Below are 15,143 nucleotides of genomic sequence, written 5' to 3'. Positions count from 1 at the left end.
CGGCCCCCCGGTCACGTCCGTGCGACCACGGGACTGTCGGCCCTGCGCGCGCTGTGCGACCGGGCGCCGCCGGCACAGCCCACGTCGATCGCCGGCACAGCGGACGTCGATCGATCGTCCACCGGACGTCCACGGCGGCGCGGTGTGCTCAGGACCGATGCCGGTGCGCCCGGGCCGGCCGTTCGAGGGGGACCACGATGGACACGACCGAGCCGACCGAGGACAGGGTGCCGGCGGTGCAGCCCGTGGCGCCCGAACGCCTGGCGCTGGTGGCCGAGCTGCGGCGGCGGGCGACCGGGGCGGGCACCCGCACCCTGCTGGTCGGCGAGCCGGGGATCGGCAAGAGCACGGTGCTGGCGCTCACCGTGGCCGACGCCCGCGCGGCCGGCGCGGTCGTCCTCTCCGCCCGTGCCGCGGGGACCGGCGGGCAGCCCTTCGCCGGGCTGATCGACCTCCTGCACCCGCTGCGGGAGGCCGAGCTCGACGCCCTGCCGCCGGTCCAGCGGGTGGCCCTGGAGGTGGCCCTCGCCCGCCGGCCGGCCGACCGCCCGCTGCCGCCCACCGCGCTGCGCACCGCCGTGGCGTCCTGGGTCGACGGCCTGCTCGTCAACGCGCCGGTCTGCCTGGCGGTCGACGACTGGCCGGAGCTGGACCCGGAGACGGCCGCGGTGGTGCGGCACGTGCTCACCCGGCCGCCCCGCGACGGGCGTGCCCCGGCCCTGCTGGCCACCCAGGCCCTGTACGGGGCGCTGTCCGGCGCCCAGGACCGGGTCGAGGCCGACCTGTTCCGCCCCTCCGACGTCCTGGGCGTGCCGCCGCTGTCGGTGGGCTCCCTCGCCGAGCTGGTCACCGAGCGGACCGGACGCCGGTGGGACCCCACCGTCCTCGGCGAGCTGCACCGGGTCACCGCGGGCAACCCGCTGTGGGCCGCCGAGCTCAGCCACCCCCAGCTGGGCTCCCTCGCCTCCTCACCCGACGTCGGCACCCCGGCGTCCCTGACCGGCGTGCTCGCCACCCGCATCGGCGGGCTCACCGGCGCTGCCCGGACGGCGCTGGCCGTCGTCGCCGCGCTCGGCCGGGTCGCGCCCGAGCGGCTGACCACCGTGGTGCCCGACGGCCGGCGCGCGCTCCTCGACGCCCTGGACGCCGGCGTCCTGCACCTCACCCCGCAGGGGGTCGAGCCGGTGCACCCGCTGGTGGGCGCGGCGGCGCTGGAGGCGTGCGGCGCCGCCGACCGGCCGGGCCTGCACCGGCTGATCGCCGCGGTGGCGACCACGGCCGGCGAGCGCGCCCACCACCTCGACCTCGCCGTCCCACCCGGCCCCGACGCGGAGGTCGCCGCCGCCCTCGACGAGGGCGCGGCCGAGTCCCGGGCGCACGGCGCCACCGCGGCGGCGCTGGACCAGACCCTGCGCGCCCTGGAGCGCAGCCCGTCGGGCCCGGGCGCCCGGGACTCCCGCGCGGTCGCGGTCGCCGAGCTCGCGTTCGCCGCCGGCGACCTGGACCGGGTGCTGGACCTGGAGGGGCTGGCGCTGGCCGACCTCCCCGGTGACCTGCTCGACCGCGTCCTGCCGCTGCTGGTGGAGGCCGAGGTGGTCCGCTACGGCGAGCAGCGGGCGCACGACCTGCTCGCCCGGCTGGCCGGGCAGCTGCCCGCCGAGCCCGTGGCCCTCGCCGTCCTGGACACCTACCGGGCCGAGGACGGCTCCCGGCCGATGCCCGAGCGGGACCGCCTCGCCGAGTCCGCCGTCGCCGTCCTCACCCGGGAGCAGCGGGCACCGAGCACCCTGCACCGCGCGCTGACCACCCTGGTGCAGCTGCGCCTGGACCAGGGCCTCGGGCTGGACCGCGCGCTGCTGGACCGCGCGGCCGCGCTGGAGCACGGCCTGCCGCTGGTCAGCGTGCTCGACAGCACCCGGGCGGTGCTGGGCCGCTCCGCCTACCAGGTCGACGACCTCGGCACCTCCACCACGGTGCTGGAACAGCTCGTCGAGGAGGCCACCGCCGGCGGCGAGGAGGCCCATGCCTCCTTCTTCGGCCACCACCTGGCACTGGTCGCCGTGCTGGGCGGCGACCGGCCGCGGGCGGAGCAGCTGCTCGCCGCGCTGGAGCACACCCCACCGTGGGCCGAGGCCGCACCGCCGTTCGTCGTCCGGGCCCGGGGCGTGCTGGCGCTGGCGACCGGGGACCCCGACGAGCTGCAGGCCGTGCTGGACGGGCCGGGCCGCTCGGGCAGCAGCGCCGTGCACGCCTGGACCCGGCTGGCCCTGCAGGGCATGGCCGCGGCCCGGGACGGGCGGTGGGCGGAGGCGGTGGAGCCGCTGACCGCGGCCCGCCGGCTGGCCGACGCCGCGGGCGTCCGCGACCCGGGACGCCGGCTGTGGCTGGACGTCGACCTGGCCGAGACGCTGTGCGCGCTGGACCGGCCCGACGAGGCCGAGGAGGTCGCGGCCCGGCTGGCGGAGGTGGCAGCCGGGGGCGACCGCCCCCTGGTGTCCGGGCAGCTGCTGCGCGTCCGCGGGCTGGTGGCCGGGGTGCGCGGCGAGGCGGCCGTGGCCCAGCAGCTGCTCGAGGAGTCGGTCGCACTGCTGGCCCCCACCGGGTACCGGCGCGAGCACGGCCGCAGCCTGCTGGAGCTGGGACGGGTCCTGCGGCGGCGCCGGGCCCGCGCGCGGGCGCAGGCGCTCCTCCAGCAGGCCCGGGCGGTCGCCGGTGACGCCGGGGACGTCCCGCTGCAGCGGCGGGCCGAGCAGCTGCTGGGCACCGGTGGGCCGGCCGGGCCGACCGGTCTCACGGCGTCGGAGCAGCGGATCGCGCAGGCGGTGGCCGCGGGGGCCAGCAACCGTGAGATCGCGGCGGCGCAGTTCGTCAGCGTGCGCACGGTGGAGAGCCACCTGGCCGCGGTCTACCGCAAGCTCGGGGTCACCAGCCGCACCCGGCTGGCCCGGGCGCTGGCCGAGACGCGCGGGCCCCGGCTCGGCGTCTGAGCCCCCGGCCGGGAGCGGGGCGGCGCGGGGCTGCGGTCAGGGCTCGATCCGGCTGCTGTCGTGGCCGTGCCGTCCGGACGGGGGCAGCAGCTGCCCCACCAACTGGTCGCCGGACCAGCGCAGGAAGTCCTCCTCCCACGGGAACGGGGGCAGGTACAGCCGCTGGTACAGCTCCCACTGACGCGCCAGGAGGCGGCGGACGGCACCCCGCGCCCGCCTGCTGCGGGACAGCGCGACCGGCCGGTGCGGCTCGTGGCCGGCTCCGGGTGGAGGTGCGGCCAGCCGCAGTCGGAGCAGCAGCACGGACAGCGGACGGGACATCACGACCTCCTCGGTGACCGGCGGCCCGATCGTGCGATCGACGCTAGGGAGCGCGGGGACCGGCTCCATCCGGGAGACCACCGGGTTGTCGCGGCGTCCTGCCCGGCGCCGGGTCACCGAGCGCGAGATGCCCGTGCCGGCCCGGGTGCGCGCCGCGGCCGGGCCGGTCTTCGCTGGGCGTGCATCGCCGCACGTCCGCGGCGCCCCACCCCCGAGGAGACGCCGTGCACCTGCAGACGACCACCGACCGCGCCGCACACGCGTGGCGGGGGGCGATGGCCCTGGCCGCCCGGTACGCCGTCGCCGGCCGGACCCTGGAGGGCGCGCACGACACCACGCTGTACGTCACCGGCGCACCGGCGGCCGCCCTCAACGCGGTGGTGAGCACCGCCACCGAGCCGGACGTCGCCGAGGTCGAGCGGCTCGTCGCGGCCCAGGACTGGACGGGGACGCCGTGGAGCATCGTCGTGCGCGGGACCCCCGGCGACGAGCTGGCCGCGGTGGCCCGGCGGCACGGGCTGGTCCACGGCCACCGCATGGACTTCCAGCTGATCGACCTGTCCGCCCCCGCGGACGTCCCGCCGGCCCCGCCGGGCCTGGTCGTGCGCACGGTGGACGGCACGGAGGCGACGCAGTACGCCGAGCTGGTCGCTGCCGGCTTCGGCACGACACCGGAGGTCTTCACGCCGGTGGCGACCGCCGCCGCCCTGGACTCCCCGCAGGTCACCGTGCACGTGGCCGAGGAGCGCGGTGGGCCCTGCGGCACGGCGAAGACCGTCGTGGTCGACGGGTGCGCCGTCCTGGTGAACGTCGCGACCCTGCCCACCCACCGCGGCCGTGGTGTCGGCCGGGCCGTGACGGTCGCCGCACTGCAGCACGCGGCGTCCGCCGGGGCGCGCGTGGCGTGCCTGCACCCCTCGCCCGAGGGCGCCGCCCTGTACGCCTCGCTGGGCGCGGTCACCGCGGAGAGCTGGACGTTCCTCCGCTCGCGCTGACCGCCCGCCCGGCTCCAGGGCCCCTCTCTCCCTGGCCGTCCCGGCCCGGCTCACCGGGCCCGGCCGGCCACCTGTTCCCGCGCCGCGGCGCGGCAGGCGTCGAGGAAGTCCAGCACCAGGACGTCGGACTCCTCGTCCCGCCAGAGCACCGACATCTCCCCGACCAGCCCGGGCACCGGGACGAACGCCACGTCCGAGCGGCCCGAGGAGCTGAAGGAGCCCGGGACGGCGGAGATGCCCAGCCCGGCGGCGACCAGGTCGGTCACCGCCGACGGTGCCGTCGGGATCGGGTCCAGCCGCACCCCGGCACCGCCGGCGAGGGTCTCCAGCTGCGCCCAGCAGTGGCTGCGCTCCGCCACCGGGAACAGCAGCGGGCCGTCGGTGAACGCCCCGACCGGGAAGGACGCCGCCCCCGCCAGCGGGTGCCCCGGTGGCAGCAGCGCCACCGTCGGCTCGGTCAGCAGCCGCTCGGCGGTGAGCCCCGGCCGGACCGGGCGCTCCCAGGTCAGCGCGACGTCGACGCGGCCCTCGGCGAGCGCGGTGGCCTGCTCGTCGTCGTCGAGCTCCACCACCGCCAGCGCGAGGTCGCCGTGGTCGGCACGGAAGAGCCGGATCGCCGCCGCCAGCAGCCCGCCCGGCGGTGCGGGCATGGGGGCGGCGACGGTGAGCGCCGGACCCGGCGCCCCCGCGTGGGCCCGCGCCGTGCGCACCAGCCGCTGGTTCTGCGCCAGCGCCCGGGCGGCCTCCGGCCGCACGACGCGACCGACGTCGGTCAGCTCGACCCCGGCCGGACCCCGGGTGAACAGCTCCACGCCCAGCGACCGCTCCAGCTGCTGCACCTGCCGGCTCAGCGCGGGCTGGGCGAGCCGGAGCCGGGCGGCGGCGCGGCCGAAGTGGCCCTCCTCGGCGACGGCCAGGAAGGCGCGCAGCAGGCGGGGGTCGACGTCGGGGTCCTGCCGCGTCGCCGGCGTCACGGGCTCGGCCGGCAGCATGCCCCCACGGTAGCCCGCCGAGGCGCTGAGCTGGACCGATGCCGGCGGAGGATCGGGTGATGCGGGGACGGTCTTGGACACCCTCCCGCCGCGGGGCTGCCATGGGTGCATGACATCGACGCACACCGGCACCCACCCCCTCGGCGTGGTCACCGCACCCCTGCTCACCGACCCCTCGACCCAGACCGCCGTGCAGTTCCTCGGCGGCCTGGTCCACCTGCGGGCCGGCTCCGCCGACACCGAGGGCGCCTGGGCGCTGCTCGAGCACACCGGCGACCGCGGGTACATGTCCCCGCTGCACGTCCACGACGCCGACGAGGAGACCTTCCTGGTGCTCGACGGCGAGCTGCGGGTGGAGGTCGGGGGCGAGCGGCTGGCCGTCGGCGCCGGCGGGCTGGCCCTGCTCCCCCGCGGCCAGGCGCACGGCTTCGTCGTCACCTCGCCGTCGGCCCGCTTCCTCACCCTGCACACCCCCGGTGGGTTCGACCGCTTCGTCGCCGAGGTCGGGCTGCCGCTCGACGCCCCGGCCGGCGGCCCGCCGGACCCGGCCGAGCTGACCCGGATCGCGGCCGGCCACGGGATCCAGATCGTCGGGCCCCCGCTGCTCCCGTGACCTGCCTCGACGCGGCCCGGTCCTACCCGTCCCGTTCGCGTAGGGTCCGGGCCGGTGCGGCTCGGCTCCCCGGAGGCCGGTCCGCACACGTCCTGGACCGGCCCCGGGACGCCGGGACGCTCCCCCTCCGGCGACCGCGCGCCGATGGAGACCGAGGGAGGGCCGTGTCCTCGAGCCACCCGGCGGCGTCCTCGAGCAGCCGGTCGACGTCCTCGGGCAGCCGGCTCAGCGCCGTCCCGGAGGTCCCTCGGCTGCAGCTGTCGGTGCTGGGCCCGATGGAGGCCCGGACCGGCGGGTCCGAGGTCGCGCTGGGCTCGCCCCAGCAGCAGGCCGTGCTGGCCGCCCTGGTGATGCACGAGGTGGCCCACGTCGAGCTCCCGGCGCTGGTCGCGGGCCTCTGGGGCGAGGACGCGCCCGTCAGTGCGGCCGGCACGGTGCGCACCTACCTGTCCCGGCTGCGCCGTGCGCTCGGCCCGGCGAGCGAGCTGCTCCGGGCGACCGGCGGCGGCTACCGGCTGGACCGGGCCGGCTACGACCTCGACCTCACCGCCTTCACCGTCCGGCGGGAGCGTGCGGCGGAGGCGACCCGGCGGGGCGACACCGCGGCGGCAGCGGAGCAGCTGCGGGCCGCGCTCTCGCTCTGGCGGGGCACGCCGCTCTCCGGGCTGCCCGGCCCGTACGCCGAGTCGCAGCGGGAACGCCTCACCCAGCTCCACGACACCGTCGTCGAGGAGCTGCTCGCCGCCGAGGTCGAGCTGGGGCACCTGACCGAGGCCCTCGGCGAGCTCACCGTCCTCATCGCCCAGCAGCCGCTCCGTGAGCGCCTGCGGGAACTGCAGGTCCTCGCCCTGTGGCGGCTCGGCCGGCAGGCCGAGGCGCTGTCGGCCTACGCCCAGGCCCGCACCGTCCTGGCCGAGGAGCTCGGCGTCGACCCCGGCCCGGCCCTGCAGGCGCTGCAGGAGCTCGTGCTCACCGGCACTCCTCCGGTGCCGGCCGGGCCGGTCGCGCCCGCGGTGCGCGCGACCCCGGCGCCGGCCCAGCTGCCCGGCGAGGTCGCCCGGATCACCGGCCGCGAGCAGGACCTCGCCCGGCTGGCCGAGGCCGCGGCCGACACCGGTGCCGCCGCCCGGGTGGTCGCCGTCTCCGGGATGGGCGGGGTGGGCAAGACGACGCTGGCCGTGCACTTCGCCCGGTCACGGGCAGCCGACCACCCCGACGGGCAGCTGCACGCGGACCTCCGCGGGTTCGACCCCGTGCACCGACCGGTCGACCCCGCCGAGGCGCTGCGCGGCTTCCTCGAGGCCCTGGGGGTCCCCCCGCAGGGCGTGCCGACCGACCTCGAGGGCCGCGCCGCCCTGTACCGGACCCTCCTGCACGGACGCCGCATGCTGGTCCTGCTCGACAACGCCCGGGACGCCGAGCAGGTGCGCCCCCTGCTGCCCGGTGACCCGGGCACGCTGGTCGTCGTCACCAGCCGGGACCCGCTCGCCGGCCTCGTCGTGACCGCCGGCGCCCGGCCGGTCGCCCTCGACGTCCTCGACCCCGGCGCCGCCGGTGAGTTCCTCCGCCGGCGGCTGGGCGACCGGCGCGTCGACGCCGAGCCGGCCGCCGTGGACCGGCTGGCCGAACGGACCGGCGGGCTGCCCCTGGCCCTGGCCGTGGTGGCCGCCCGCGCCGCGATCTCCCCGGCGATGTCCCTCGCCGCCCTGGCCGAGGAGCTGGGCGCGGGTCCCCTCGACGCCATGGCGACCTCCGACCCGGTCAGCGACCTGCGTGCCGTGCTCGCCCCGTCCTACCGGGCGCTGGCACCGGACGCGGCACGGGTGTTCCGGGCGCTGGCGGCCCAGCCGGGCGCGGACACCGGCACGGCCGCCGTCGCGAGCGCGAGCGGCCTGGACCGCTCCCCGGTCGGCCGGCTGCTGCGGCAGCTCGCGGACTCGGCCCTGGTCACCCAGCCGCGCCCGGACCGCTGGCGGATGCACGACCTGCTGCTGGCCTACGCCGGCGAGGTGACCGGCGGGCCGGAGCGCGCCGAGTTCGTGGTGCGGACCACCGCGCACCACCTGCACACGACGGCCGCCGCGCGTCGGGTCCACTTCCCCCAGCGCGTGCCGCTGGACCTGCCTCCCCTCCCGACCGGGGTGTCGCCCGAGGTCCTCGGTGACGCGGCCGCCGTCGTCGGCTGGTTCGCGACCGAGGCCGCGAGCCTGGTCTCGGTCGTGCAGCAGGCCGCCGCAGCGGGACTCGACCAGGACGTGCTGCAGCTGACCGCCCTGCTGCTGCCGCTGCAGGACAGGCTGGGCCGCCCGGCCGACGCCGTCGTCTGCCAGCACCTGGCGCTCGCCGCCGCCGAGCGTGCCGACGACCGGTCGTGGCTGGGGCGCGTGCACCACGGCCTCGCCAGCGCGTACGACAGCCTCGGGGACGCGGCGCTCAGCATCGACCACCTGCGGTCGGCGATCACCGCCTACCGGATGGCGGGGGTCCGCCGCGGTGAGGCGGAGGCGCACGCCCAGCTCGCCGAGACCCTCAGCGAGGTCGCCGGCCCGCCCGACCCGCACCGCGACGCGGAGGTGCGTGAGCACCTCGAGGCGGCGCTCGCCCTGATCCAGGAGCTGGGCGACCGGCAGCTGGAGGCGATGTTCCGGGTCGACGCGGGCTCACGGCTGCTGTCGGCGGGCGACGCCGCAGGCGCCGAGCAGGAGTGGTCCCGGAGCAGGGACCTGTTCCGTGCCGTCGGGGACGACCGGTGGATGCTCGAGGTCGAGGTGAAGCTCGCGCACGCCGCCCTCGCCCAGGGCCGGGTCACCGAGGCGCTCGCCCGCTACCGCGAGGTGGCCCGGTCGGCCCCCGACCAGGACGCGCGCGTCCTGGTCGAGGCGACCGCCGGGGTCGGGCACGCGCTCGTGGCCTCCGGGGACGTGCCCGGTGCGAGGTCGGCGTGGGCCGAGGCCGTCCGTGCGATCGACCGTCTGGACCCGGCGGGCGAGCTCGGATGGGCCCGTGCGGTCCGTGCGGAGCTGGCGGACCTGCTGGCCGGGGCCCCGACGCCGCCCGGCAGCTGACCGGGCAGGAGCGGGGACCCCGGCAGCCGACCGGATGGGCGGGCAGCTCAGACCTGGGAGACCAGGATCTGCGGGTCGCCGGCGAACCAGAGGTTGTCGATGCTCAGGTGCCGGATGCGCCACGTGCCGTCCTGGCGGACCAGCCGGGTGGTGTAGCGGTTCATCATCTCGGCCATCTCGGTCCGGCGATGGTCGGGCCCGGTGCCGGGCAGGTAGTGCGTCGCGCGCGCGTAGGCGGTCAGGGTCGCCTCGTCGCCGTCCACCGTGGTGCGGGCGTTGGTCACCGAGTGGCTGGTGTCCAGCGGCCCGACGGCGCCGACGAGGGCACCGACGACGGTGTCCCGCGGCGCGAGGACCGGGAAGTCCAGGCCGATCTTCGTCGTCGCCGGGGTCAGGTCGACCACGGCGTCCTCGGTGAGCGCAGAGGTCATCAGCTCGGCGTCGGCGAGGTCCAGGCCGCCGGTGTAGCGGAGCAGGGTGTCGACGATGTCGTGGTGGTCGAGCAGCGCTGCGAGGTCGGTGGTGTGCGTGGTCGTGGTGGTCATCGTGCGTCTGCCTCTTCGGGGGTGATGTTGTGGTTGAGCCGGAAGGTGTTGCCCGGGTCCACGGCGCGCTTGATGCGCCGCAGCCGGGCGAGGACGTCGGGGTCGTGGGCGGCGACCACCTCGGCCGGGCTCGCGTCCTCGGCGGCCAGGAAGTTGAGGTTCGCGCCGGGCACCCGCACCGGCGCCAGCTGCTCCACCAGGACCGCGGCCCAGGTCATCGCCTCGCGGGTGGCCTCGGCCGGGCCGATGGCGAGCGCGTCGAGGGTGAACTCGGCGTGCCGGCGGGCCGCCGCGTTGGTCGAGGCCTCCCCGCGGGCGAGCGCACCGCCCAGGTGCCGCAGCTGCAGCATCTGGACCGGGACCTCGGCGTCGGGGCCGGCGAGCTCGACGAGGGTGTCGACGGCGCCGGGGGTCAGCGGGCCCAGCAGCGCCGCCCGCTCGCGCCACGGGGCGGGCGAGGAGGGGTCGGCGTGGATGCTGGCGAAGTCCGCGTAGGGCATGTCGGCCACCGTGTCCAGGATCGCCGGCGCCGCCACGCGCAGCGGCCGCAGCAGCTCCTCGGCGGCCTCGGCGGAGCCGAGGAAGGACACCCGGACGTGCACGACGAAGGTGCCCTGCAGGAACTCCGGTACGAACGGCAGCGGCGGGAAGCGCAGCAGCGCGATCGAGGTGGTCAGCTCGTCGGGTGCGGACGCGGTCAGCGCGGCGTAGGCGGTGAGCACCGGCGCCAGCTCGGTGCCGGCGAAGAAGACCCCGCCGCCGATGAGCCGGCTCACCGGGAACAACCGGAACGTCATCGAGGTGACGACGCCCAGGTTGCTCTTGGCCCCGGGCAGGCCCCAGAACAGGTCGGCGTCCAGGGGGTCCGCCGCGTCGGCGGAGAGCTCGTGCACCTCGCCGTCGGCGGTGACCACGGTCATCGCCAGCAGCGCGTCGGCCGCCCAGCCGAAGGCCCGGCCCAGCATGGGGCTCAGGCCACCGCCGAGGGTGTAGCCGACCACCCCGACCAGCGGGGAGGAGCCGTTGAGCGGCGCCAGGCCGTACGGCGTCGTGGCGTCCACGACCTGCTGCCACTGCACGCCGGCCCCCACGGTGGCGGTGGCGGCGAGGGGGTCGACGGAGACGTCGGACATCCGGCGGGTGGTGATCAGCACGGCGGCGTCCACCGGCACCGAGGCCTGGTGGCCGGTGGACATCACCGCCACCGGCAGGCCGTGCTCGGCGGCGAAGCGGACGGCGGCCTGCACGTCGGCGGCGCCGGTCGCCCCGACCACCACGGCCGGGTGCGACTCGAGGGCGAGGTTGAAGGGCGCGGACTCCTCGGCGTAGCCGGGCTGGCCCGGGGTGAGCACCACCCCGCTGACGGACCCGGCCAGGTCGGCGAGGGCGACCGGGGAGAGCGCTGGGGTGCGGTCGATCGTGGTCATGCCCCCAGTGCACCGGGCGGGTGTCGACGTCGTGTCGACGAGACCGGGGGCCGGCGTCCACACGTCGTCGATCAGGCGCTCGTGCGCTCCCGGTCGGCAGGGTGCCCGCCCCCCAGCTGCGCCAGGACGGCGGCCGGCGCGGGGTCCGGCAGCTGACGGCCCCCGCTGCCGATGGTGGGCACCTGCTCGCGGCAGGTGAGGTGGTCGGCCAGCCGGCGCAGTGCCGCCCGGACGACGCCGGCGCCCTGCCGGGCCCACGCCTGCCGCCGCAGGACCGCGCGCACCAGGCCCAGCATCCGGTAGCGCCCACCGGGCTCGGCGACGAGCAGGTGGACGTCGACCAGCGCCTCGAGCACCGCCTGCGCCCGGTCGACCGGCAGCTCCAGCAGTGCGCCGGCCGCGGCTGCGTCCAGGTGGTCGACGTCGGGCACGGCGAGCAGGCACGCGGCGTCGTCCAGCGCCCGCGGCAGCAGGGCCTGCACCCGGGCGAACGGGGCGTCGACGACGGCGCAGTCGGCGGCCATCACCACCGGCTCGCGCAGGTCGGCGTCGAGCTGGGCGGAGATCTGGGCGACCGACCAGTGCGGGCGGTCGGACAGCCGTGCGGCGGCGACGACGACCGCCAGCGGCTGGTGGGAGCAGGCCGCCACGAGCGCTGCGGAGACCTCCCGCTCGGCGTGCACGCGGTCGTGCCCGGCCCGGTCGGCCAGCAGCTGCAGGGACGCCTCGGGCGTGAGCGGGCCCACGGTCCACCAGCGCAGGCCCGACGGGGTGAGCACCCGCCGGGGCGCGGTGACCACGAGCGCGCTGCCCGGGCCGGCCGGGGCCAGCGCCTGCAGCTGCGCGGGCCCGGGGACGTGGTCGAGGACCACGAGCAGGCGGCGGCTGCTGCTCGCCGTGCGCCAGGCGGCGAGTCGTTCACCGGCCCCGGCGGGCACGTCGGCCGCCGGGGTGCCCAGCGACCGCAGCAGGCCGCCGAGCAGCACGCCCACGTCGTCGCCGGCGGCCCGCAGGTCGAGGTACAGCTGGCCGTCCGGGTACGTCGGGGCCGCGCGGCGGGCGACCTCCAGGACCAGCGCGCTGCTGCCCATGCCGCCCAGCCCGGTGAGCCCCAGCCGCGGGGCGCCGTCCCCGGCGGTGAGCTCGGCGACCAGCTCCGCGACGAGTGCGTCCCGGCCCACCAGCGCACCCGCCGGCGGCGGCAGCTGGGCCGGGCGGACGGGGGCCGGTCGCCCGGCGGCCGTGCGCGGCCGCAGCGTCGGGTCGTCGTGCAGCACCCGCCGGTGCAGCGTCTTGAGCGCCGGCCCGGGCTCGATGCCGAGCTCCTCGGCGAGCACGTCGTGGGCCGCGCGGTAGGTGGCCAGGGCCGCCGCCCGCCGGCCGGTGCGGTACTGCGCCAGCATCAGCAGCTCGTGCCGGCGCTCGCGCAGCGGCTCCTCCCGGACCCCGTCGGTGAGCTCGGCGACCACTCCCCCGGCGGGGTCGAGGTCGACGTCGAGCTCCCACAGCTCCTCCAGCAGCTCGGCCTGCCGACCGGCGAGGACCTGCTCGCGCGTCTCCACCCAGGGCCCCACGGCGCCGGTGAGCGGGCTGCCGGTCCACAGCCCCGCCACCTCCCGCAGGACCGACCGGGCGGCGGGCCGGTCGCCACCGTCGGCCAGCGCCCGGGCCCGGGCCGCCTCCAGCTCGGCCAGCCGCACGTCGACCACCTCGTCGGGCACCCGGACCCGGTAGCCGCCGTTGCCGGTGACCAGCTGGGCGACCTCCCCGGCCGGGTCGGCTGCGGTCAGCGCGGCCCGCAGCCGGGAGACGTAGGTGCGCACGGTGGCCCGTGCCCCCCGTGGCGGGGTCTCCCCCCACAGCACGTCGACGAGGTCGGCGCCGGTGAGCACCCGGTCGCCCAGCACCAGCGCGGCCCAGACCGCCTGCTGCTGGGGGCTGCCCAGCGCGACCTCGCGACCGTGCAGCCGGGCACGCACCGGCCCCAGGAAGGCGAACGCGTGCGGGCTCTCGGGGCTGACGTGGACCATCTGCTCTCCTGCGTGGGTCGTCGGGCCGGGGCGGACCCGGTGCTGCGGTGGCGCGGTCAGACGCCGAGCGGGGCCAGGACGGGGATCTCCCGGCGCAGCACCGGGGCCACCTCGGTGCCCAGCAGCTCGATGGCCCGCAGGACCTCGCGCTGGGGCACGCCGCCCGCGCCCAGGTGCAGCAGCAGCCGGTCGTGGCCGTACAGCTCGTGCTGGTGCACGGCCTTGTCCACGACCTGCTGGGGGCTGCCGACCATCAGGGCGCCGGCGGCGGAGGCCTGGTGGTCGAACCAGCTGCGCCCGACGTCGCTGCCGGGGGCGCCGGAGCCACCCCGGACGGGTCCGTTCTCGCGCATGCCGTGGGCGAGGTGGGCGTACGTCGTGGCGCGCGCCTGCTGGCTCGTGGCGGCGACGAACCCGTGCGCGGCGACGGTCCGCCGCAGCCGTGCCGGGTCGTGGCCGGCCTCGGTGGCGGCCTGGACGTAGGCCTCGTGGACGCCGAGCGCGCTGTCGATGCGGCCGAACAGGACGCCGTGGGCCAGCGGCAGCCCCATCCGCCCGGCGCGGGCGGCCGAGGAGGGCGTGCCGTCGACGCCGACGTACACCGGCAGCCGCTCCTGCACCGGGCGTGGGGCGACGTCGGCCTCGTGCAGCGGCGTGCGGAACCGGCCGAACCAGGTGATCGGGTCCTCCTCGCGCAACGACACCAGCAGGTCGAGCTTCTCGGCGAAGAGGGCGGCGTGGTCCTCCAGGTGCAGGCCGAACAGCGGGAAGGAGTCCGTGGCGGGACCGCGGCCGGCGATGATCTCGGCCCGGCCGCCGGAGACCAGGTCCAGCGTGGCGAAGTCCTGGAACACCCGCACCGGGTCCAGCGAGCTCAGCACGGTCACCGCGCTGGTGAGCCGGATGGACGACGTCCGGGCCGCGATCGCGGACAGCACGACCGCCGGGGAGGAGGCGATGAAGTCGCCGCGGTGGTGCTCCCCCACCCCGAACACGTCCAGGCCCACCTGCTCGGCCAGCACGGCCTGCTCGACGGTGTCACGCATCCGCTGCAGCGCCGACGGCAGCCGGCCGGTGGCCGGGTCGCTGGTGATCTCACCGAGGGTGAGGACGCCCACCCCGAAGGTCATGCCCGGCCCCGCCACCGCGTCGACGTGCCGTCGGTGCTGGCGACCCGCCGGCGAGCGGGCAGCTGCTGCCCGGACGCCGCCCCGGACGCGGGAGGCCGGGCGGTCACCGTGCCCGCCAGAGCCAGTTCGGCCGCTCGTAGAGGTCGGCCAGCCCGGCGCGCCGGAGGTTGTGCAGGGAGGGGTTGCGCGACCCGGGGGTCTCGACGCCGGTCTCGGCGCTGACCCAGCGCACCCCCGCCTCGGCCGCGGCGCGCAGCCGGGCGGCGAGCAGACCGGACTGGGCGCCCCGGCCGCGGTGCTCGGGGAGCGTGGCGGCGCCGAACATGCCGGCGGCGTCGCCGTCGACCACGAGGCTCGCGGCGGCCACGATCCGGTCGCCGTCCCAGGCGGCGAACCGGCGGAAGACCGCGGGGTCGACGCTGAGGGCCATGACGTCGTAGTCGGCCGGCATCCCGAAGCCGGAGAAGAGGACCCGCGCCCACTCGGCCAGCTGGTCCTCGGCCACCGGTGCGATGCGCAGGTCGGTGCGCACCTCCGGCAGCTCACCGGGCACGGCGAGGTCGCGCTGCAGCTTGACCCAGCTCGCCCGCTGCTCCAGCCCGAGGTCGGCGGCGATCTCCACCCAGTCCTCGGGCAGCGCGGCGGGTGCCAGCTGGACCGTCGCGAGCCGGGCCCCGCTGAGCTCGTAGAAGCGCACGACCTCCGTCATCAGCTCCCGGGTGACCGGCTCGGTGACCCCGAAGCCGAGTGCCTTGCTCCAGTAGTCGGTCGGGTCGTCGGCCAGCGCGAGCACCGTGGCACCACCGATCCGGGTGGCGGTGATGCCGAACCGGCTGCGCGCCGGTCCCGGGACGCTGCCGACGAAGGTGCCCATCGCCAGGGCCTCGGCACGCTCGGCCCGGGCCGAGCGCTCGTCGAGCAGCCCGGGGGTGCCGGCGCCGCGGGGGCCCGGCTGGGCCGGGGCGTCGGGTGCGGCGTCCGCGGTCATGGTCGTCCTCCTGTCATCGGTCGTGCGGGGTGCAGCGGGGTCCGCCACGC

At 77.8% G+C, this 15,143-nt stretch carries 11 protein-coding genes; 4 read left to right on the top strand and 7 right to left on the bottom strand.

From position 1 onward, the window contains the following. Positions 1 to 245 precede the first annotated feature (245 nt). Positions 246 to 2,987: a LuxR family transcriptional regulator gene (locus KUM42_RS00365; RefSeq protein ID WP_237494340.1), complete on the top strand. Its 2,742-nt coding sequence runs from the start codon at positions 246 to 248 to the stop codon at positions 2,985 to 2,987. Between the two features lie 36 nt (positions 2,988 to 3,023). Here the strand turns inward: KUM42_RS00365 and KUM42_RS00360 are convergent, their stop codons facing one another. Further along, a complete protein-coding gene (locus KUM42_RS00360; RefSeq protein WP_237494339.1) occupies positions 3,024 to 3,308 on the bottom strand; it encodes a hypothetical protein in 285 nt (94 codons plus the stop codon). Between the two features lie 224 nt (positions 3,309 to 3,532). Between KUM42_RS00360 and KUM42_RS00355 the strand changes: the two genes are divergently transcribed. Next, a complete protein-coding gene (locus KUM42_RS00355; protein WP_237494338.1) occupies positions 3,533 to 4,303 on the top strand; it encodes a GNAT family N-acetyltransferase in 771 nt (256 codons plus the stop codon). A 50-nt stretch (positions 4,304 to 4,353) separates the two neighbouring features. Here KUM42_RS00355 and KUM42_RS00350 read toward each other — a convergent pair whose 3' ends face one another. Beyond that, entirely contained in the window at positions 4,354 to 5,295 is a 942-nt protein-coding gene (locus KUM42_RS00350; protein WP_237494337.1) for a LysR family transcriptional regulator, read from the bottom strand. Positions 5,296 to 5,404: 109 nt separating this feature from the next. On the opposite strand from KUM42_RS00350, the gene KUM42_RS00345 reads away from it, so the two are divergent. Next, positions 5,405 to 5,908: a cupin domain-containing protein gene (locus KUM42_RS00345; protein ID WP_237494336.1), complete on the top strand. Its 504-nt coding sequence runs from the start codon at positions 5,405 to 5,407 to the stop codon at positions 5,906 to 5,908. A gap of 164 nt (positions 5,909 to 6,072) precedes the next feature. After that, a complete protein-coding gene (locus tag KUM42_RS00340; RefSeq protein ID WP_237494335.1) occupies positions 6,073 to 8,973 on the top strand; it encodes a BTAD domain-containing putative transcriptional regulator in 2,901 nt (966 codons plus the stop codon). Positions 8,974 to 9,020: 47 nt separating this feature from the next. Here the strand turns inward: KUM42_RS00340 and KUM42_RS00335 are convergent, their stop codons facing one another. The 5 genes from KUM42_RS00335 to KUM42_RS00315 all read right to left on the bottom strand — a co-directional run bounded on the left by KUM42_RS00335 (position 9,021) and on the right by KUM42_RS00315 (position 15,093). Next, the gene (locus KUM42_RS00335) at positions 9,021 to 9,518 is read right to left on the bottom strand and encodes a nuclear transport factor 2 family protein (protein WP_237494334.1); all 498 of its coding nucleotides are present in this window, start codon (positions 9,516 to 9,518) and stop codon (positions 9,021 to 9,023) included. Beyond that, positions 9,515 to 10,945, bottom strand: a complete 1,431-nt coding sequence (locus tag KUM42_RS00330; RefSeq protein WP_237494333.1) for an FAD-binding oxidoreductase — start codon at positions 10,943 to 10,945, stop codon at positions 9,515 to 9,517. The genes KUM42_RS00335 and KUM42_RS00330 overlap by 4 nt, the downstream gene beginning before the upstream one ends. A gap of 71 nt (positions 10,946 to 11,016) precedes the next feature. Continuing rightward, positions 11,017 to 12,975 carry a BTAD domain-containing putative transcriptional regulator gene (locus tag KUM42_RS00325; protein WP_237494332.1) on the bottom strand — a complete coding sequence of 653 codons (1,959 nt, stop codon included), beginning with the start codon at positions 12,973 to 12,975 and terminating at the stop codon, positions 11,017 to 11,019. 56 nt (positions 12,976 to 13,031) lie between these two features. Next, positions 13,032 to 14,105 carry an LLM class flavin-dependent oxidoreductase gene (locus KUM42_RS00320; protein WP_237494331.1) on the bottom strand — a complete coding sequence of 358 codons (1,074 nt, stop codon included), beginning with the start codon at positions 14,103 to 14,105 and terminating at the stop codon, positions 13,032 to 13,034. A gap of 103 nt (positions 14,106 to 14,208) precedes the next feature. Continuing rightward, positions 14,209 to 15,093, bottom strand: coding sequence for a GNAT family N-acetyltransferase (locus KUM42_RS00315; RefSeq protein ID WP_237494330.1), 885 nt, complete (start codon positions 15,091 to 15,093; stop codon positions 14,209 to 14,211). Positions 15,094 to 15,143 lie beyond the last annotated feature (50 nt).

Origin of the sequence: Modestobacter sp. L9-4, from assembly GCF_019112525.1 — a bacterium.
In the GTDB taxonomy this organism is placed as follows: Bacteria; Actinomycetota; Actinomycetes; order Mycobacteriales; family Geodermatophilaceae; genus Modestobacter.
This window is presented reverse-complemented; position numbering and strand designations above follow the sequence as displayed.